Consider the following 19,158-nt stretch of genomic DNA (forward strand, 5'->3'; position numbering starts at 1 on the left):
TATGCAATAATGGGGACAAACAATGACAGATAGATTCCAAAGAATAAGCAAACAGCAGGCACTTGTGCCTGCTGTTTGTTAATCTCCTTATTTATTAATCCACGATTAAAACAACTGGTGGTTTGTTCAGAAATTGCATCATATTGGCTACGTCTGCAGTGACTTCACGGCCCTCTGGGGATGCTAATGACTGAGCTAGAATGGCTGGGTTTTCAAAATGCAGTTCAGCAAGAAGATATTGGTTATCGCTCGTGTTTTGCTTTTGCAAAACGCGGTGAATCTCCGCACCTGTTATATTAGGTAGTTTTTCTGCTAAAGGAATATGAACATTGAAATAATAGTTTTCAAAACCTTCCTGATCCTTCGGTTGGTCATAAATAACAACTAATTTAGCCATCGCAGCTATCCCCTTTCGACCTCTTAAAATAGTACAATCACCCTCTCATTATAAAGGAAGAAAAGACCAATTATTATTTAAACTGCTCGACAAATTTTGCAAAGAAATTTTTAAAAATATAGGCATACTAGTGATTGACATTGACGTTGCGTAAAGGTGTATCGTGGTTGGTGAGGAGGTGAAAGGCATGGAATATACGGTGCAAAAGCTTGCGAGTATGGCGGGGGTCAGCTCCCGGACGCTAAGGTATTATGATGAAATTGGGATTCTTAAGCCGGCAAGAATCAATTCATCGGGTTACCGAATTTACAGCCAGGCAGAAGTGGATCGGCTCCAGCAAATTCTGTTTTACCGGGAGTTAGGCGTTGGTCTCGACCAAATCAAGGAGATTGTAACGGACCCTTCCTTCGATGGTGCCGCAGCACTCATGGTACATCGCCAAAAGCTCCTCGAAAAGCGGGAACAATTAGACTTGATAATAGCGAATGTTGAAAAGACAATCGCGATGACGGAAGGGAGATTAAAGATGTCTAATAAAGAAAAATTCGAAGGCTTCAAGAAGAAAATGATAGATGAAAATGAGAAAAAATATGGCAAGGAAGTCCGCGCCAAGTATGGCGATGATGCGGTTAATCAATCGAATGCCAAGGTTATGAATATGACTGAGGAGCAATATCAAGAGGTTACCGCGTTAGCCGAAGAAATTAAAACCACCTTAGTAGAGGCTATGAAAACGGGCAACTCGGCAGGAGAGATGGGACAGAAAGCAGCAGATCTTCACAAGCGTTGGCTCACCTACTACTGGAAGGAATATAGCAAAGAGGCCCATGCTGGACTCTCGCAAATGTACGTTGATGATGAAAGATTCAAAGCCTACTATGACAAAGACCAGCCCGGTACAGCCGAATTTCTAAGAGATGCGATTCAAATCTATACTGGTATAAAAAATAATTAACCAATTTGGCCAGGCCAACAATGCGTAATATATGAAACGCAAGGCCTGGCATCTTTACGTTACCGGATTAAATTGCCTTTGTTATTCCGCTTCTTTCCGCTTTAACGCTTTAAAGTGGTACCCCTGTTTTTTCCTCTTTTTAAAAAATTTTCCCGAAATGACATTTTTAGATAGCGCTTACAGGGTGACTTATGTCATAATAATTTTAAAATTTATTATATTATAATATTTCAGAACGTCATTTAATTGTAAATAATAGTCTAGTCAGGCAGGTGTTAGTATGGATAGAAATTCCATTCTTCGAATAAACGATTTAAAAGTATCATTCCAATCCGGAAAAAAGCTCTTACCTGCAGTGGATGGGATTAGTTTTGAACTTAAGGAAGGCGAAATCCTAGGAATTGTAGGGGAATCCGGCAGCGGTAAAAGTGTTACCTCCTTGTCAACTATGGGCTTGATTCCATCGCCGCCGGGGAAAATTGAAAAGGGCGAAATTATTTTTAATGGAACTGATTTAACTAATTTAACAGAAAAAGAGTGGCGGAAAATTCGCGGTAACCAAATCTCGATGATTTTTCAGGAGCCGATGACATCCTTGAATCCGCTGTTTACCATCGGGAATCAGCTGATGGAAGCCATTCGCTTACATACGGACCTTTCTAAGGCAGAGGCAAGAGTCCGAAGTATTGAATTACTTAAACTAGTTGGAATACCGAGAGCGGAAGGGATTTTAAAAGAACATCCGCATCAATTATCAGGAGGCATGCGGCAGCGGGTGATGATTGCCATGGCGATGGCCTGCAACCCAAGAGTCCTGATTGCGGACGAGCCAACAACGGCACTTGACGTCACCATTCAGGCGCAAATCCTTGCTTTAATGAATGATTTGAATAAAAAAACGAACACTTCCATCATCCTTATTACGCATGATTTGGGTGTTGTCGCGGAAATTTGTGAACGTGTCGTCGTCATGTATGCCGGACAAATCGTTGAGCAGGGAGATGTCAGAAGAATTCTAAAAGACCCGCAGCATCCTTACACAAAAGGATTATTGAAATCGGTTCCAGACTTGAGAAGAAAGAAAGAACGCCTCTACAGCATTCCGGGCACGGTTCCGGTACCAGGCACTGTTCACAATGGCTGCCGCTTCGCCGCCAGATGTGCGGAAGCATTTGATCAGTGTCATACCGATTCTCCACAATTATTTAAATCGGAAAAAGACGGACATGAAGTGCGCTGTTTTCTACATACATTGAAAGAGGAGAGTGACAAACATGTCGGAGTTACTTCTTGAGGTTAATGGTCTAAAAAAGTACTTTCCAATCACAGGCGGACTTTTTGGAAAAAAACAAGGTGAAGTAAAGGCCGTTGATGATGTTTCTTTTTATGTAAAAAAAGGTGAAACTTTAGGCATCGTAGGCGAATCCGGCTGTGGCAAATCAACGACCGGGCGATTGCTTATGCGCTTAATTGAAGCTAGTGATGGAAAAATTGTTTTTGAAGATAAAGAGATTACAAGTATGTCGAATGCGGAATTAAGGAAGGTCCGCCGCGATATCCAGATGGTTTTCCAGGATCCATATGCATCCTTGAACCCTCGGCATTCGGTAGAGCAAATTCTCGAAGAGCCTTTAATTGTGCACGGAATTGGGACAAGAACGGAACGCCAAAAACGCGTTAAGGAAATGCTAGAGGTAGTAGGCTTGAGCAGCTATCATGCGAAACGCTATCCGCATCAATTCAGCGGCGGGCAGCGCCAGCGGATTGGCATTGCCCGAGCACTTATGACAAAGCCAAAGCTAATCATTGCCGACGAACCAGTATCCGCACTCGATGTTTCGATTCAAGCACAGGTCCTTAATTTGATGAAGGACATCCAAAAAGAGTTCCAGTTAACCTACATATTTATCGCTCACGACCTAGGAGTGGTTCGCCATATTAGCGATCGCGTTGGCGTGATGTATTTAGGAAGATTGATAGAGTTAGCTGGCAGTGAGGAAATCTATGAAAATCCTAAGCATCCGTATACGAAAGCACTGCTGTCCGCAGTCCCGATTCCGGACCCGGATATCAAAAAGAAGACCATTTTAATAGAAGGTGAACTGCCAAGTCCGGCAAATCCGCCTTCAGGCTGTGCCTTCCACACAAGATGCGGGGAATGTATGGATATTTGTAAAACTACTAGACCAACAGAACACAATCTTAATGGTCATTTTGTTGCCTGTCATTTGTATAACAAGTAATAGGCGGCATTGATGATAAATAAAAAAGCTTTAGGGGGTAAAAAAACGCTTATGAGCAAAAAGTCAATTAAACTGCTGTTGATTTCCTTATTGGCCCTCAGCATGTTCTTAGCAGGCTGCGGCGGCGATACGGCCAAAGAAACAGGCGGCAAGAAAGAGCCTGCTGCTAGCGGCGGTTCAGCAAAGGATACGCTAGTCTATGGCCGTGGCGGTGACTCCACATCTTTAGACCCAATCACCACAACTGAAGGGGAAGCCTTCAAAGTTACGGAGAATATTTTTGAAACACTTTTGCAGTATGGTGACCAAGATACCACTCTTCATCCTGGTCTTGCTAAAGAATGGAAGGTTTCCGATGATGGATTAACTTATACATTCAAGCTGCAAGAAGGCGTGAAATTCCATGACGGAACAGACTTCAATGCTGATGCTGTAGTTTTCAACTTCGACCGCTGGATGAACGGGAACGAAGATCAATTCCCGTACTACACAATGTTTGGCGGCTATAAGGCTGATGAAGGCCACGTCATTAAAGAAGTGAAAGCAGTGGATCAGTACACTGTAGAATTCGTTTTAAAAAGACCACAGGCTCCTTTCTTAAAGAACCTGGCTATGTCTCCATTTGGTATCGCCAGCCCAACAGCTGTGAAAAAATACGGCGACGACTTTAGAAAAAATCCGGTTGGAACAGGTCCATTCAAATTCGTTGAGTGGAAGCAAAACGACACGATTACTCTTGAAAAGAACCCAGACTACTGGCAAAAAGGTCTTCCTAAGTTAAACAAAGTAGTCTTCCGTGTTATTCCGGAAAACACTGCACGTCTAAATGCTCTTGCTAATGGCGAAATCGATGTTATGGACGGTCTGAACAATTCAGACGAAGCAACAGTTAAAGGAAATGACAACCTTCAAGTAATTGAACGCCCATCTATGAATGTTGGTTACCTTGGATTAACCACTACTCGTAAGCCATTTGATAACAAGCTTGTCCGTCAAGCAATCAACCATGCTGTTAATAAGAAAGATATTATCAAAGCATTCTACGGCGGAAAGGCTCTTGCAGCGAAGAACCCGATGCCTCCTTCCATTGAAGGCTATAACGATAGCATTAAGGATTATGATTACGATTTAGAAAAAGCAAAAGCATTATTAAAAGAAGCAGGCTATGAGAAAGGCTTTGAAATCGACCTATGGGCAATGCCTGTAGCACGTCCTTATATGCCTGAAGCACAAAAGGTTGCAGAGGTTATCCAAGCAGACTTAGCGAAAATCAACGTTAAAGCAAAGATTCAATCTGTTGACTGGGCTACTTATCTAGATAAGGCCGCTAAAGGCGAGTTTGACATGTTCATGCTTGGCTGGACTGGCGACAACGGTGATCCTGATAACTTCTTATACACATTGCTTGATAAAGACAGCATCGGCAGCAATAACTACTCTCAATACAGCAATGACGAGCTTCATGATGTATTGATTGCAGCGCAGACCGAAACAGAACAAGCTAAGCGTAACGAGCTTTACAAGAAAGCTCAGGAAATCATTCACGATGACGCTCCATGGGTTCCGCTTGTTCACTCAACACCGCTGTTAGCAGCATCTAAAGATGTTGCAGATTATCTGCCGCACCCAACTGGTTCTGAAGCTTTGACAAAAGTGTACTTTAAATAATCCATTTTAAATGGGGGAGGAGTTTTTTTCCTCCCCTTTTATCAACAAAAGGTACTTTTGTCGTCTTTAAGGGTTCAGATAAGTATAAAACTACGCTGTATTAGCGAATTTTTGAGTTCTATTAGCGGATATTAACGTTCTATTAACGAATTAAGGCACTTTATTAGCGAATTTCGAGGTTCTATTAGCGAATAACGAAACAGCATTCTTTTAGAAAAGAACTTTTGAACAAAAGAGGTGAATCAAATGTTTACTTACACAGTTCGCCGAATTCTTTCCTTAATCCCTGTTTTATTCGGGATGACGCTCGTGGTATTTGCGATTATCCATGCAATTCCGGGGAATCCTGCCCAGGTGATCCTTGGACAAAGGGCTACTGCCGAGGCGATTGCAACGTTAACAAGGGAATTAGGTTTGGACAGGCCTTGGTACATACAATATTTCGATTATATTGGCCAGCTTTTTCAAGGTGATTTAGGTACCTCTTTAAGAACTAGAGGTCCAATAAACGTTGAGATTTGGCCATATCTTGCGGCAACATTTGAACTCACACTGGTTGCGATGATTATCGCTGTCATTGTCGGTGTAAATGCAGGGATCATCAGCGCCTGGTTCTCCAAGTCATGGTTCGATTATGTGGCAATGGTTCTCGCACTTGTAGGGGTATCGATGCCAATTTTCTGGCTCGGTCTAATGGAGCAATGGGCTTTTTCGATTGAATTAGGCTGGCTGCCTACAACCGGCCGGGAAAATGTAAGAGATCCTGTTTCAGCGATTACGAATCTTTATTTAATTGATACCTTGCTGCAGGGCAGATTCGATCAATTTTGGACCGTTGTTCAGCATTTAATTTTGCCAAGCCTTGCACTGGCGACAATTCCAATGGCAATCATTGCCCGGATGACCCGCGCCACCATGCTTGAGGTTATGCGCTCGGATTACGTTCGTACAGCACGTGCGAAAGGTTTAAGGATGTTCTGGGTAGTTTATAAACATTCTTTGAAAAATGCCATTATTCCTGTGTTAACGGTTATCGGACTACAAACAGGCCTTCTCTTAGGAGGAGCGATTCTAACAGAAACGATCTTTGGCTGGCCTGGAATCGGAAGATACCTATATGACGCGATTGCGTATCGCGATTATCCAGTTATCCAGTCAGGAATTTTGCTGATCGCGGCTATTTTCGTATTGATTAACTTAATTGTGGATTTACTGTATGTCTTTGTTGATCCGCGGATTAAATATAACAAGTAGGAGGGAGTTAATGTGGCTGAACTTGCTAAAAATACAGCAGACATCCCGGTGGTACCTGCTGAAGAAAAGCTGACACCTCCATGGAAGGAAGCTTTGCAATCTTTCTATAAAAATAAACTGGCCGTTGTTGGCTTGGGAATCGTGCTATTTTTTATTGTTATTGCTATTGTTGCTCCTTGGGTGGCGCCCTACGGGTTCAAGGAACAAGTTTTGGCCGACCGGATGCAGGCCCCGTCGAGTAAGCATTGGTTTGGCACGGATGACTTTGGCAGGGACATCTTTTCAAGGATTTTATTTGGTGCGCGAATTTCTTTATGGGTTGGATTCTTTTCCGTATTAGGATCTGTCATAGTTGGAACTCTACTTGGTATTGTTGCCGGTTATTACGGCCGTTGGGTGGATGCCATCATTTCAAGGGTTTTTGATGTCATGCTGGCGTTTCCTAGTATTCTATTAGCAATTGCAGTAGTATCCATTTTAGGACCGTCTTTACGCAACGCTCTAATCGCGATTGCGGTAATTAATATCCCAAACTTTGGCCGGCTTGTTCGCTCGAAGGTGTTAAGCGTCAAGCAAGAGGAATATATCATGGCCGCCAAAGCTATAGGGATGAAGGATTCTCGAATCCTCTTGAGGCATATTTTACCAAACAGTATTTCCCCGGTTATTGTCCAAGCTACATTGGCGATTGCAACAGCGATTATTGAAGCCGCAGCACTAGGTTTCTTAGGATTAGGCGCCCAACCGCCAGAGCCTGAATGGGGGAAAATGCTTGCTGATTCCAAGAACTATATTACCCAAGCACCGTGGACATTGTTTTTCCCGGGTATGGCGATTATGCTGACCGTATTAGGCTTTAACCTAATGGGAGACGGACTGCGCGATGTGCTCGATCCGAAGATGAAACAATAACGTGAGAGGCTCCTAGAGGGGTCTCTTTTCTTTTGGGGCTTTGCTCGGGGAATTTGCAGAATATTTAAGTTTATTATGGTGTTTTGGTAAAATATCTTTCATAATAGGATGAAGGACTTTGCTGAAGTAATTCGACAGATAAAGCCATTCATAAGGACATGAAGGATAAAATGGGGATAGAACATGCTCGAAATGTCCTTGAAAATAATATTGTGTTTTCTGGTGGTTCATTTAATAAAAGGCTCTTTTCTCAGAGATTGTTGCTTTTAACTATATTGAAAACACCGAGTGGATTGGAGCGAAAGGCGCTTGACTCCTGCGGGAAATAGAGGAAAGGTCGAGACCCCGCAGACGGAACGTCGAGGAGGCTCGACTTCCTCCCCGCGGGTTTGCTGAGCGCCTGTAGCGGAAAGGAACGGACAGTGTTATTCCCAAAAACAATAAACTTTACGAAAAGAGCCTAAAAAAAAGAGATAATGTTATGGATCATATCATTTCAATCACCGTTTCAGCCTTACAATGGCTGTTTGTCATTTTAATAAATCGTTTATAAGATAAATGCGGATCATCAAAGTTAGGGGTTGGAAATTTTGGAGGAACACCAAAACACAGAAAATAAAAACATCATTTTTATAGGATTTATGGGAGCAGGTAAAACCACAGTAGGAAAACTTGTTGCAGAGAAACTCAACCGGGAATTTATCGATACAGACGAATTAATTGAAGAAGAATTTAAAATGCCCCCTTCCCAAATATTTAAGGTACATGGCGAAAAGGTTTTTAGAGAAAAGGAAAAAAGCCTAATTGCCAGCTTAAATGAAGAAAAAAACTTGGTTCTCTCGCTAGGTGGAGGGGCCTTTCTTCAAGAGGAAATCCGCACTATCTGTTTATCCAAGGCTACAGTCATTTTACTTGATATTTCTTTTGAATGCTGGAAAAAACGGTTAGACCTTATCATTGATAGCCGTCCAGTCCTACATGGAAAAACAATCGACGAAATGGAACAGCTTTATAATAATAGAAGAGAAATTTATTCTAACCACCATATAAAGATTAGTACTGATAACAAAGCTCCTGAGCAAATTGCTGACGAAATTTTAGAGAAGGTGTAAGTAATGAAGAAAACAATTAAAGTTAAAGGGTTAACGTTAGGTGAGGGTGCGCCTAAAATATGTGTACCAATGGTAGGGAAAACAACGCCCCAGTTAATGGAAGAAGCAAGATTACTAAAGACATTAGACTTAGACCTTGTTGAATGGCGAGTTGACTATTTCGAGCAGGTAGAGGACTTCATGCAAGTAAAAGTGGCACTAGACAATATTCGAAGTGTTTTAACTGACACTCCCTTAATCTTTACTTTCCGAAGTGCGAAGGAAGGTGGAGAAAGGGAAATCAGCCCCGACGATTACATCAATTTAAATATGGAAATCATGCGAACTGGCAAGGTTGATTTGGTTGATGTGGAGTTATTCAATGAAGAAAAGGATGTTAAAACACTAATTAACGCTGCTCATTCACACAATGTCTTCGTGATTGTTTCCAACCATGATTTTGAAAAAACACCACCGAAGGAAGAAATTGTATCACGCTTACGCAAGGCGCAGGAACTTGGAGGCGACCTCCCGAAAATTGCCGTAATGCCTAAAACAAATGAAGATGTACTAACTTTGTTGGATGCAACAAATACAATGTTTGAAAAATATGCAGACAGACCGTTTATTACAATTTCAATGGGCCCAAAAGGGGCCATCACTCGTGTAGCTAGATTTGGTTCGGCACTAACTTTCGGTGCAGCAAAGGTTGGTTCTGCGCCTGGACAAATTGCCGTTAACGAATTAAGAACAATGTTAAGCTTGTTAAATCAATAAATTGAATACATAGTAATCAGGCCCTATTTGGGCTTTTTTTTTATGATCTTTTGCATAAATAGTTGTATATTTACTGAAGAAGTATTGAAAGCGTTTACATAAACTTATACCTGAAAATAGAATTAAATCTGAAAAATATGTGATTTTTTAATTGAATAATTATATATATGGATGTATAATAATTCATTATTAACGGTACTTAGGAGTTGAAAGAATTGAAAGCAGCGATTATTGGTGGAACAGGATATGGAGCAATCGAGCTAATTAGATTAATACAAAAGCATCCATATTTAGAGGTTGGTTCAGTTATTTCTAACTCTCAAGCAGGAAGTAACTTTAGTGAAAGCTATCCGCATTTGTCGGAGATCATAGAACAACCATTGGAAAAATTTGATGTTCAAAATATTGCTAAAGAAAATGAGATTGTATTTTTAGCAACGCCATCCGGTGTCAGCAGTAACCTTGTCCCTCAATTGGTGGAGACAGGTATAAAATGTATCGATTTGTCTGGAGATTTCAGGTTGAGGTCGCCGGAAGTATATGAAACTTGGTATAAGCATTCACCCGCACCTGAAAATTATTTGAATGAAGCGGTATATGGCTTAAGTGAAATTTATAGAGAAAATATAAAAAGTGCGAACCTAATTTCGAATCCAGGCTGCTACCCAACAGCATCTACGCTGGGATTAATACCTATCTTGAAATCAAACCTTGCAGACTGCGATTCTATCATAATTGATGCGAAATCGGGTGTAAGCGGTGCGGGAAGGGGACTTTCTCTCACCAACCATTACGCCGAAATCAATGAAAACCTAAAGGCGTATAAACTAGGCGCACATCAGCACATTCCAGAGATCGAACAGGTCCTCACTGACGAAAGCGGCCAGCCCATAACGATTTCTTTTACTACGCATTTGGTGCCGATGACTCGAGGAATTATGTGTTCCATTTATTTAAAACTAAAAGAAAAGGTTACTACAGAAGATGTTCATCATATATATGATGATTTTTATAAAAATAAACCATTTGTAAGGGTAAGGCCAGTCGGAAAAGTACCAGCAACTAAAGAAGTCTGGGGAAGTAATTATTGCGATATCGGCCTTCATGTTGACCCACGGACAAACCGCCTAACGATCATATCCGTTATCGACAACTTAGTAAAAGGGGCGGCTGGGCAAGCAATCCAAAATGCAAATATAATGAACGGCTGGGATGAGCGCGCAGGTCTCCAAGATATCCCGATGTATCCATAATAAATTGATAGTTAACTAGTCTGATTGAACAAGATCAAGGGGAACCATAAAGGGGGAAATTACATTGACACAAGCAACATCAACCAACGAAATCGTTGTTTTAGAAAATGCAGGAATAACATTACCACAGGGATACAAAGCAGGCGGAATGCATTGCGGAGTAAAAAGAAAAAGACTTGATTTGGCATATATTGTGTCAGAGGTTCCCGCTGATGTGGCTGGTGTTTACACAACTAATTTATTCCAAGCAGCACCACTATTAGTGACGCAAGAAAGCATCGCAAAAGAAAATAAGACACAAGCAATCATTGTCAATTCCGGTAACGCCAACGCCTGCACAGGGGAACAGGGCATTCAGGACGCTTACCAGATGCAAAAGGAGTTTGCAAGTCAATTAAATATCAAAGAACACCTAGTCTCCGTCACTTCAACTGGAGTGATTGGCGAATTACTGCCAATGGATAAGATAACGACAGGAATTAGCCAAATCCTTCAACCGGAGTTTGAAGCAGAGGAGAACTTCCTGCAAGCTATCCTAACTACCGATACTTGCGCAAAGCACATTGCTGTGCAGTTCACAATTGACGGTAAAACAGTTAGCATCGGTGGAGCGGCGAAAGGCTCCGGCATGATCCATCCAAACATGGCAACCATGCTTGGCTTTGTCACAACCGATGCAAACATTGCACAAGATGACCTTTTATCAGCACTTAGAGAAGTTACCAACCAAACTTTTAATATGATAACAGTTGATGGAGATACAAGCACAAACGATATGGTTTTAGTCATGGCTAATGGGTTAGCGGGGAATGACCAACTAACAAAGGACCATCCAGATTGGGATGTATTCGTAAACGGATTAAAAGTTGTCAGTGAAACCCTTGCTAAAAAAATTGCCCGTGACGGTGAAGGGGCTACAAAGCTGGTTGAAGTTCAAGTAAGCGGGGCTATTAATCAAGACGCAGCACGAGCAGTAGGGAAATCCGTTATTTCTTCTAACCTCGTAAAAACTGCCATCTACGGAACAGATGCAAACTGGGGCAGAATCGTAACGGCAATTGGTTACAGCGGTGTACCTGTTGAACCAAACCTAGTAAAGGTTGCATTAGGCTCCATTCCTGTATTTGAAAACGGGCTGCCATGCACATTTGATGAAGCGGAAGCGAAGAGTTACTTAGAACAAGATACCGTTCAAATTTTTGTAGAGTTAAACCAAGGAAATAGCAGTGCAACCGCCTGGGGATGCGACTTAACTTATGATTATGTAAAAATCAACGCATCCTACCGCACTTAAAGGAGGACGTCAAAAAATGAAATACCTAGTCATTAAGTGTGGCGGAAGTGTGTTAGAAAATCTGCCAAGGTCATTTTATGAAGATATTGTAAAGATGCAGGAATCAGGTGAATGGACTCCAGTTATTGTTCATGGCGGCGGCCCATTAATTAATCAACTATTAAAAAGTTTAAATATAGAAACTAAATTTGTGAACGGACTTCGAGTAACCAACCATGATGTCCTCGATATCGTTGAAATGGTATTAAGCGGCATGGTCAATAAGCAGGTTGTTAGAAATATCGCAGAAGTCGGCGGTACCGCATTTGGGGTCAGCGGCGTAGATGGAAGTTTGTTAAAAGCTGAACCAGCAGCAAACGCCCAAACCCTTGGATTCGTGGGGGAAGTTGTTGATGTAAATAAAAATGTTATAGAGGGAATCGTCTGCCAAGGCTATATCCCAGTCATTTCCCCAATCGGAATTGACGCTAACGGCCAGCGCTACAACATCAACGGCGATATCGCGGCGTCTGCCATCGCCAAGGCGCTCCAGGCTAACCTATGCTTTATCAGCGACATCCCAGGAATCCTTGTTGAGGAAGACGGAGCCAAGAAGAAGCTTGATAAAGTTTCTAAAGCGATTATTGAAGAATTGATCGAAAACAAAACCATATACGGCGGCATGATTCCAAAAGTAAAAGCAGCCATTGATGGCCTTGTCCATAACATTAGTGAAGTGGCCATTATCAACGGTTTTGAAAAAAGCAGCTTGCTAGATTACGTGAACGGAAAAAATACAGGAACAAAAATCGTATTAGAAGAGGAGATAGCGTAATGACAGCCAATAATACCGTCTCTCAAATTTCACCGGTAATGCCCACTTATGGACGCTTCCCTGTCACTCTCGAAAAAGGCAAAGGGAGCTGCGTCTGGGACGACAAAGGCACAAAATATTTAGATTTCACCTCCGGTATTGCAACCTGCAACCTTGGCCATGTACCGGATGTTATAAAAGAAAAACTCGAAGAACAGCTGCAAAACCTTTGGCACTGTTCAAACCTATACAATATTCCAAACCAAGAAAAGTTAGCAGGACTCCTTGCAGCCAACAGCTGCGGCGATCAAGTCTTTTTCTGCAACAGCGGGGCGGAAGCAAACGAGGCCGCGATTAAACTTGCAAGAAGATACGCAAACAAAGTAAAAGGCAGCGGCTCATCCACAGTCGTGACCTTCAATCAATCCTTCCATGGCCGAACATTAGCTACTTTAACTGCAACCGGCCAGGAAAAAATCCAAAACGGCTTTGCACCATTGATGCCAGGTTTCAGTTACCTGCCATATAACGATATGGATTCACTTAAAGAGCTAGCCGAAATAAAGCCGGCGGCTGTTCTTCTCGAACTTGTCCAAGGGGAGGGCGGTGTCATTCCGGCGTTACAGGAATGGGTACAAAAGCTCGACCAGATTTGTAAGGAAAACGGGATCCTCCTCATGGTTGACGAAATCCAAACCGGCATCGGACGGACCGGAACACTTTTTGCCTACCAACAATACAACATTGAACCGGATGTGATCAGTGTTGCTAAAGGTCTTGGCTCGGGCTTCCCAATCGGTGCCATCATCGCTAAACAAGAAGCCGCAAAGGGCTTTGAACCAGGCAGCCACGGGAGCACCTTCGGCGGCAACCCGCTGGCAACAGCAGCAGGACTGGCAACCGTTACACATATCCTTGAAAACAACATACTTACCAACGCGAACGAAATGGCAGAATATCTCGATCTACAGCTTGAGAGCCTTTCAACTAAATACGCTTTTATCAAACAAATCCGCGGCAAAGGACTTTTAAAAGGCTTGGTAGTTGACACTGACGCTTCAGCAATTGTCAAAAAAGCTATCGAAAACAACCTTTTAATCTTAACAGCAGGCCCACACGTCGTAAGGATTTTACCACCGTTAACAGTAACAAAAGAAGAAATTAATGAATTTACTATAAAGCTGGAAAAAACGTTCCAAAGTTTAGAGAAAGGCGAGTGAGGTAAGTTGGAACAGGGGTATCTTACTTTGGAAACGGGAGAAGTATTTGAAGGTGTGCTAATCGGCGCAAATAAGGAATCTCTCGGGGAAGTAGTTTTCAATACAAGCATGACCGGCTATCAGGAAATTATTACTGACCCGTCCTACGCTGGACAAATCATCACCTTTTGCTATCCGATAATCGGCAACTATGGAATCAACGCCCTTGATGATGAAAGCATTTCACCGGCACTTGCGGGGGTTGTTATCGGCGACTTATGTGAAACACCGAGCCATTATCAATCCTTTCAAAAGTTTTCTGAAAAGCTAAAACAGGCAGGCGTTCCCGGAATCGTGAATGTCGATACAAGACTACTTGTTAAAACCATCCGCAGCCGCGGAACAGTAAAGGGTTTTATCAGCAAAAAGGTAGAAGCAAGCTTCCCGGCAGAAGAAAACACGCCATTATGGGTAGACCAAGTATCCACGAAAAAGGTGCAATTCTTCAAAAAAGGCGGCCCGCATGTGGTCTTAATGGATTTCGGTTATAAGAAATCTATCCTTACTGCTCTTTTAGCGGAAAATTGCTCGGTAACGGTTGTTCCTTACAACACACCTTTTGAAAAAATAAAATCTTTAGATCCGGATGGTGTCCTCCTCAGCAACGGCCCTGGGGACCCGATGTCACTGCAAAAATGGTTTCCGGAAATCAAGAAAATCACCCAGCACTATCCGACACTTGGGATTTGCTTGGGGCATCAGCTGATTGCCCTTGCTTACGGGGCCAAAACAGAAAAGCTTGCTTACGGCCATCGCGGCGGCAATCACCCGGTGAAAGAATTAATGACCGGAAAAGTAAAAATCACTGCCCAGAACCATGGCTACGTGGTGGTTGACAACAGCATCGACGAAAAGGTATTCAACGTCACCTACCGAAATGTGAATGACAAGTCCATTGAAGGATTAACACATAAAAACTATCAAATTCAAACCGTGCAATTTCATCCCGAAGCACACCCGGGACCAAGCGACACCGCTTATATTTTAACAGAATTCGTAAGTAAGATTGCTTCAGTGGGAGAGACACGTTATGCCATTAAATAAAAACCTGAAAAAAGTACTAGTCATCGGATCAGGCCCAATTGTTATCGGGCAGGCTGCAGAATTTGATTATGCAGGAACGCAGGCGTGTATCGCCCTAAGGGAAGAGGGGCTCGAGGTTGTCCTCGTCAATAACAACCCGGCGACCATCATGACAGACGAAGCAGTCGCCGATAAAGTATATATTGAACCGCTAAATGTGGAAACGATTGAAAAAATTATTCAAAAAGAAAAACCGGACGGGGTGATCGGTACCCTGGGCGGGCAAACCGGCTTGAACTTAACCGTTGAATTATTTGAGCAAAAAATTCTTGAAAAATATAATGTGGAGCTTCTGGGAACCTCGGTTGCGTCCATTAAAAACGGCGAGGATCGCGAAAAGTTCCGGAATTTGATGCTGCAAATCGGCGAACCGATTCCGGAATCGGCGATTATTCATACGTACGATGAAGGTCTAGCCTTCGTTAACGAAATCGGCTATCCAGTTATTATTCGACCTGCCTATACACTTGGCGGAGATGGCGGCGGTTTTGCCTATAACGAAGAGGACCTTGAAATCGTTTTGAAGAAAGGTCTAGCGGCCAGCCCGATACATCAAGTATTAGTGGAAAAGAGCATTAAGGGCTGGAAGGAAATTGAATATGAGGTCATGCGGGATGCCAATGATACGTGCATCATCGTTTGTAATATGGAAAACCTGGACCCAGTCGGCGTTCATACCGGTGATTCCATTGTCGTTGCTCCATCACAAACATTAACAGATGTTCAGTATCAAATGCTCCGTGACGTTTCTATAAAAGTTATTCGTGAGCTTGAGATTATCGGGGGCTGTAACATTCAGTTCGCACTTCACCCGGAATCCAACGAATATTACATCATCGAAGTAAACCCAAGGGTCAGCCGTTCATCGGCACTTGCCTCCAAAGCAACCGGTTATCCGATTGCAAGGATGGCGGCCAAATGCGCAATCGGCTATCACTTGGATGAGATTGTGAATCCGATAACAGACAACACCTTTGCATCGTTTGAACCGGCGATTGATTATATTGTGGTAAAACTGCCGCGATTCCCGTTTGACAAGTTCCCTGAAGCAGATAGGACTCTGGGAACGCAGATGAAAGCAACCGGCGAAGTCATGGCGATAGATCGGACCTTCGAGGGAGCTTTAAACAAAGCGATCCGCTCGATGGAAATGAATGTTTACGGACTTTGCAAATCGGCAAATCAAGCTTTGGAAGAAACTGCCCTGGTTAAGCTTCTGGATACTGCCAATGATCAACGCTTGTTTATCATTGCCGAAGCATTCAGAAGAGGCATGACGCTTGAACAAGTGCAGCAGCTAACTCAGATTGACCCATGGTTTTTACACAAAATTAGTTCTATCGTGGCCTTGGAAAAAGAATTGGCCAGTTATCAATGGAGCGAGCTGCCTGACACACTCCTGAAGGAAGCCAAGCGCACCAATGTCGGTGATAAGCTAATGTCGCAAATTTATGGTGTTCCCGAAAAGGAAATTAGAAGCAAACGTAAAGCATTAAACCTGAAGCCAGGCTATAAGATGGTTGATACCTGCTCGGCAGAGTTTGATGCGGTAACGCCTTACTACTATTCTACTTGGCACGGTTTTGACGAAGTGGAAGCCAGGGACTTGCCGAAAATTCTTGTTATCGGCTCAGGCCCAATTAGAATTGGCCAGGGAATCGAATTCGATTATTGCTCTGTCCATGCTGCAAAGGCCATCAAGAAAAAAGGCTACCAGGCTGTTGTCATCAACAATAACCCGGAAACAGTCAGCACCGATTACTCCGTTGCCGACAGCCTTTATTTTGAACCGCTTGCTGCGGAAGATGTTCTGCATGTGATTGAAAAAGAACAGATTGAAGGCGTGCTGATTCAATTCGGCGGGCAGACAGCTATTAATCTGGCGAAGGAATTAGAAGAAGAAGGCGTCAAAATCCTAGGGACTTCAGTAAAACATGTAGATCAACTCGAAGACCGAAAAGAATTTTATCAACTTCTAGAAGAACTAGACATTCCGCATATCGAAGGGAAAACCGCAGAAAGTGCTCAAGAATTGCTCGATGCAGCAACAACCTTAGGTTACCCGGTACTGGTCAGACCGTCTTACGTAATCGGCGGACAGTCTATGTTTACCATTTTTTCAGGAGAAGAGTTAATCAGTTACATTCAGCAGCTAGAAAAAAATTCAAACGAAAAAATGTGGCCGTTATTAGTAGATAAATATTTGCCGGGCCTAGAGTGCGAAATTGACGTCATCAGCGATGGCGAAGAAATTGCCGTTCCTGGTATTTTTGAACATATTGAAAAAGCAGGGGTCCATTCTGGTGACAGCATTTCCGTATTCCCGCCGGTTTCGTTAACAGCAGAAACGAAATTGACGTTAATCGAGTACGGTGCCAGAATTGCCAAAGCGACCTCGATCATTGGGATGATGAATATCCAGTTCGTCGTCTATGAAAATATCGTCTATTGCTTGGAAGTAAATCCGCGTTCGTCAAGAACGGTGCCGATTATCAGCAAGGTAACGGGCGTTCCAATGATTGAATGGGCAGTACGGGTTCAATTAGGCGAGACTCTTAAGGATTTGAGCCAAACAACAGGTTTGCTGCCTGAACCGGCATATTATTCCATAAAGGCACCAATTTTTTCATCAAGTAAGTTAAAAGGTGTTGACCATGTACTTGGTCCGGAAATGAAGTCAACCGGGGAGGTGCTCGGTATGGGCAGAACTTTCCGGGAGGCACTTGATAAGGCGCTTCCTTCAATAGGAGGAACTGCCGAAGAAGGATATCTGTTATGCTCCATTTCTGACCGTGAGAAAGCGGGAAGCCTGCCAATTCTAAAAGAGCTTGCAGGAAAATGGAAGCTTGCTGCAACAGAAGGCACCGCAGCATTTTTAGCAGAGAATGGCATCGTTGTTGAGACTGTTGTGAATAACGATCAGGATGTGAATGACCTGTTCAAAAAGCAAAACATGAAGGCTGTTATCAATATGCCAAATCAGGGACGGAACAAACAGAAATTTGGCTTTTATATTCGCGAGCAGGCGATTCGCTATAAGGTGCCGGTGTACACCCACCTTGATACGGTAAAAGCAATCCTCGACTTGCATAAAACAGAAAAAGCTGATTTCGCAGTTCACACCGTAAGTGAGTTTTATCAATTGGAAAAGGAAGGTGCAGTTCATGTTAGAAGCCGTTAAATTAAATTCAAATAAATTACAGCTGAAGGGGAAGGATTTCCTTCAGCTGGCTGATTATACAACAGAAGAAATTCTTTATATGCTGGAAGTGGCCCAGCAATTAAAGGCCCAGCAAAAGCAAGGGAAGCCGCACCCGCATTTGGCCGGGAAGGTCCTCGGAATGATTTTTGAAAAATCGTCCACACGTACAAGAGTATCATTTGAGGTAGGAATGCTGCAGTTAGGAGGCCATGCGCTTTTCTTAAGTTCAAGAGACATTCAAATTGGACGCGGGGAAAGCATTTCTGACACAGCCAAAGTCTTATCGCGCTATGTTGACGGCATTATGATTCGTACGTTTGCACACGAGACGGTTGAAGAATTGGCAGAGCATGCTGCCGTTCCGGTCATTAACGGATTAACTGACCTGCAGCACCCGACCCAGGTCTTGGCAGATTTATTAACCATTTTGGAGAATAAAGGAAAATTAGCGGGCTTAAAGCTTGCCTATGTGGGCGACGGAAATAACAATATGGCTCATTCTTTAATGGAAGGTGCCGTAAAAGTAGGCATGGATATCAGCATCGCGAGCCCTGCTGGATATTTGCCAAATGGAGAAATTACCGAAAGAGCTATCAAGTTTGGTCAGCAAACAGGAAGCAGTGTTACGATAACAAACAACCCACAGGAAGCGGTTAAAGATGCAGATGTGATCGTAACAGATGTTTGGACCAGCATGGGTCAGGAAGAAGAAACGGCAAAACGCCTTGAGGCATTCCAGAGCTATCAAGTGAATGCAGAACTGTGCAAACATGCAAAAGACGACTTCCTTTTCTTACATTGTCTGCCTGCCCACCGCGATGAAGAGGTAACGGCAGAAATTATCGATGGACCACATTCCGTTGTTTTTGATGAAGCAGAGAACCGTCTTCATGCACAAAAAGCAATTTTAAAACTTTTACTAGGCTAATAGGAAGGAAAAAATTTTTTCTTTCCTAATGTATATAATCAACTTCGCC

General features: G+C 42.9%; 16 protein-coding genes. 15 read left to right on the forward strand and 1 reads right to left on the reverse strand.

What is annotated here, in order from left to right:
* Positions 1-94: 94 nt before the first annotated feature.
* Positions 95-397, reverse strand: a complete 303-nt coding sequence (locus ACZ5AE_RS06205; RefSeq protein ID WP_464570484.1) for an EthD family reductase — start codon at positions 395-397, stop codon at positions 95-97.
* A gap of 187 nt (positions 398-584) precedes the next feature.
* Here ACZ5AE_RS06205 and ACZ5AE_RS06210 point away from each other — a divergent pair, with 187 nt between their 5' ends.
* From ACZ5AE_RS06210 to argF, 15 genes are all read left to right on the forward strand, one after another.
* Positions 585-1,352 carry a MerR family transcriptional regulator gene (locus ACZ5AE_RS06210; RefSeq protein WP_464570486.1) on the forward strand — a complete coding sequence of 256 codons (768 nt, stop codon included), beginning with the start codon at positions 585-587 and terminating at the stop codon, positions 1,350-1,352.
* Between the two features lie 280 nt (positions 1,353-1,632).
* Entirely contained in the window at positions 1,633-2,646 is a 1,014-nt protein-coding gene (locus tag ACZ5AE_RS06215; RefSeq protein WP_464570488.1) for an ABC transporter ATP-binding protein, read from the forward strand.
* Positions 2,627-3,595, forward strand: a complete 969-nt coding sequence (locus tag ACZ5AE_RS06220) for an ABC transporter ATP-binding protein (RefSeq protein ID WP_464570490.1) — start codon at positions 2,627-2,629, stop codon at positions 3,593-3,595. Before ACZ5AE_RS06215 ends, ACZ5AE_RS06220 begins: the two co-directional genes overlap by 20 nt.
* 51 nt (positions 3,596-3,646) lie before the next feature.
* Positions 3,647-5,263, forward strand: a complete 1,617-nt coding sequence (locus ACZ5AE_RS06225; RefSeq protein WP_464570492.1) for an ABC transporter substrate-binding protein — start codon at positions 3,647-3,649, stop codon at positions 5,261-5,263.
* 246 nt (positions 5,264-5,509) lie between these two features.
* Positions 5,510-6,517, forward strand: a complete 1,008-nt coding sequence (locus ACZ5AE_RS06230) for an ABC transporter permease (RefSeq protein ID WP_464570494.1) — start codon at positions 5,510-5,512, stop codon at positions 6,515-6,517.
* A 12-nt stretch (positions 6,518-6,529) separates the two neighbouring features.
* Complete coding sequence (nikC, locus tag ACZ5AE_RS06235; RefSeq protein ID WP_464570496.1) at positions 6,530-7,429, forward strand: nickel transporter permease; 900 nt, start codon at positions 6,530-6,532, stop codon at positions 7,427-7,429.
* Positions 7,430-8,070: 641 nt separating this feature from the next.
* The gene (locus ACZ5AE_RS06240; RefSeq protein ID WP_464573560.1) at positions 8,071-8,541 is read left to right on the forward strand and encodes a shikimate kinase; all 471 of its coding nucleotides are present in this window, start codon (positions 8,071-8,073) and stop codon (positions 8,539-8,541) included.
* A 3-nt stretch (positions 8,542-8,544) separates the two neighbouring features.
* Positions 8,545-9,297, forward strand: a complete 753-nt coding sequence (gene aroD / locus ACZ5AE_RS06245) for a type I 3-dehydroquinate dehydratase (protein WP_464570498.1) — start codon at positions 8,545-8,547, stop codon at positions 9,295-9,297.
* A 215-nt stretch (positions 9,298-9,512) separates the two neighbouring features.
* Positions 9,513-10,550 (forward strand): N-acetyl-gamma-glutamyl-phosphate reductase, encoded by a 1,038-nt coding sequence (gene argC, locus ACZ5AE_RS06250; protein ID WP_464570500.1) that lies wholly within the window; start codon positions 9,513-9,515, stop codon positions 10,548-10,550.
* Positions 10,551-10,614: 64 nt separating this feature from the next.
* Positions 10,615-11,844, forward strand: coding sequence for a bifunctional ornithine acetyltransferase/N-acetylglutamate synthase (argJ, locus tag ACZ5AE_RS06255; RefSeq protein ID WP_464570502.1), 1,230 nt, complete (start codon positions 10,615-10,617; stop codon positions 11,842-11,844).
* A 16-nt stretch (positions 11,845-11,860) separates the two neighbouring features.
* Positions 11,861-12,658, forward strand: coding sequence for an acetylglutamate kinase (argB, locus tag ACZ5AE_RS06260; RefSeq protein WP_464570504.1), 798 nt, complete (start codon positions 11,861-11,863; stop codon positions 12,656-12,658).
* Positions 12,658-13,857: an acetylornithine transaminase gene (locus ACZ5AE_RS06265; RefSeq protein WP_464570506.1), complete on the forward strand. Its 1,200-nt coding sequence runs from the start codon at positions 12,658-12,660 to the stop codon at positions 13,855-13,857. The genes argB and ACZ5AE_RS06265 overlap by 1 nt, the downstream gene beginning before the upstream one ends.
* A gap of 6 nt (positions 13,858-13,863) precedes the next feature.
* Complete coding sequence (locus ACZ5AE_RS06270; RefSeq protein WP_464570508.1) at positions 13,864-14,940, forward strand: carbamoyl phosphate synthase small subunit; 1,077 nt, start codon at positions 13,864-13,866, stop codon at positions 14,938-14,940.
* Complete coding sequence (gene carB / locus ACZ5AE_RS06275; RefSeq protein WP_464570510.1) at positions 14,927-18,160, forward strand: carbamoyl-phosphate synthase (glutamine-hydrolyzing) large subunit; 3,234 nt, start codon at positions 14,927-14,929, stop codon at positions 18,158-18,160. The genes ACZ5AE_RS06270 and carB overlap by 14 nt, the downstream gene beginning before the upstream one ends.
* A complete protein-coding gene (gene argF, locus ACZ5AE_RS06280; protein ID WP_464570512.1) occupies positions 18,144-19,109 on the forward strand; it encodes an ornithine carbamoyltransferase in 966 nt (321 codons plus the stop codon). The genes carB and argF overlap by 17 nt, the downstream gene beginning before the upstream one ends.
* Positions 19,110-19,158 lie beyond the last annotated feature (49 nt).

It is taken from the genome of Neobacillus sp. S1227 (assembly GCF_055385255.1).

What these genes read in the sequence shown, in the direction of transcription:
- ACZ5AE_RS06205 (WP_464570484.1), bottom strand. Translation starts at nt 397, where the DNA reads ATGGCTAAATTAGTTGTTATTTATGACCAACCGAAGGATCAGGAAGGT.
- ACZ5AE_RS06210 (WP_464570486.1), top strand. Translation starts at nt 585, where the DNA reads ATGGAATATACGGTGCAAAAGCTTGCGAGTATGGCGGGGGTCAGCTCC.
- ACZ5AE_RS06215 (WP_464570488.1), top strand. Translation starts at nt 1,633, where the DNA reads ATGGATAGAAATTCCATTCTTCGAATAAACGATTTAAAAGTATCATTC.
- ACZ5AE_RS06220 (WP_464570490.1), top strand. Translation starts at nt 2,627, where the DNA reads ATGTCGGAGTTACTTCTTGAGGTTAATGGTCTAAAAAAGTACTTTCCA.
- ACZ5AE_RS06225 (WP_464570492.1), top strand. Translation starts at nt 3,647, where the DNA reads ATGAGCAAAAAGTCAATTAAACTGCTGTTGATTTCCTTATTGGCCCTC.
- ACZ5AE_RS06230 (WP_464570494.1), top strand. Translation starts at nt 5,510, where the DNA reads ATGTTTACTTACACAGTTCGCCGAATTCTTTCCTTAATCCCTGTTTTA.
- ACZ5AE_RS06240 (WP_464573560.1), top strand. Translation starts at nt 8,071, where the DNA reads ATGGGAGCAGGTAAAACCACAGTAGGAAAACTTGTTGCAGAGAAACTC.
- aroD (WP_464570498.1), top strand. Translation starts at nt 8,545, where the DNA reads ATGAAGAAAACAATTAAAGTTAAAGGGTTAACGTTAGGTGAGGGTGCG.
- argB (WP_464570504.1), top strand. Translation starts at nt 11,861, where the DNA reads ATGAAATACCTAGTCATTAAGTGTGGCGGAAGTGTGTTAGAAAATCTG.
- ACZ5AE_RS06265 (WP_464570506.1), top strand. Translation starts at nt 12,658, where the DNA reads ATGACAGCCAATAATACCGTCTCTCAAATTTCACCGGTAATGCCCACT.
- carB (WP_464570510.1), top strand. Translation starts at nt 14,927, where the DNA reads ATGCCATTAAATAAAAACCTGAAAAAAGTACTAGTCATCGGATCAGGC.
- argF (WP_464570512.1), top strand. Translation starts at nt 18,144, where the DNA reads ATGTTAGAAGCCGTTAAATTAAATTCAAATAAATTACAGCTGAAGGGG.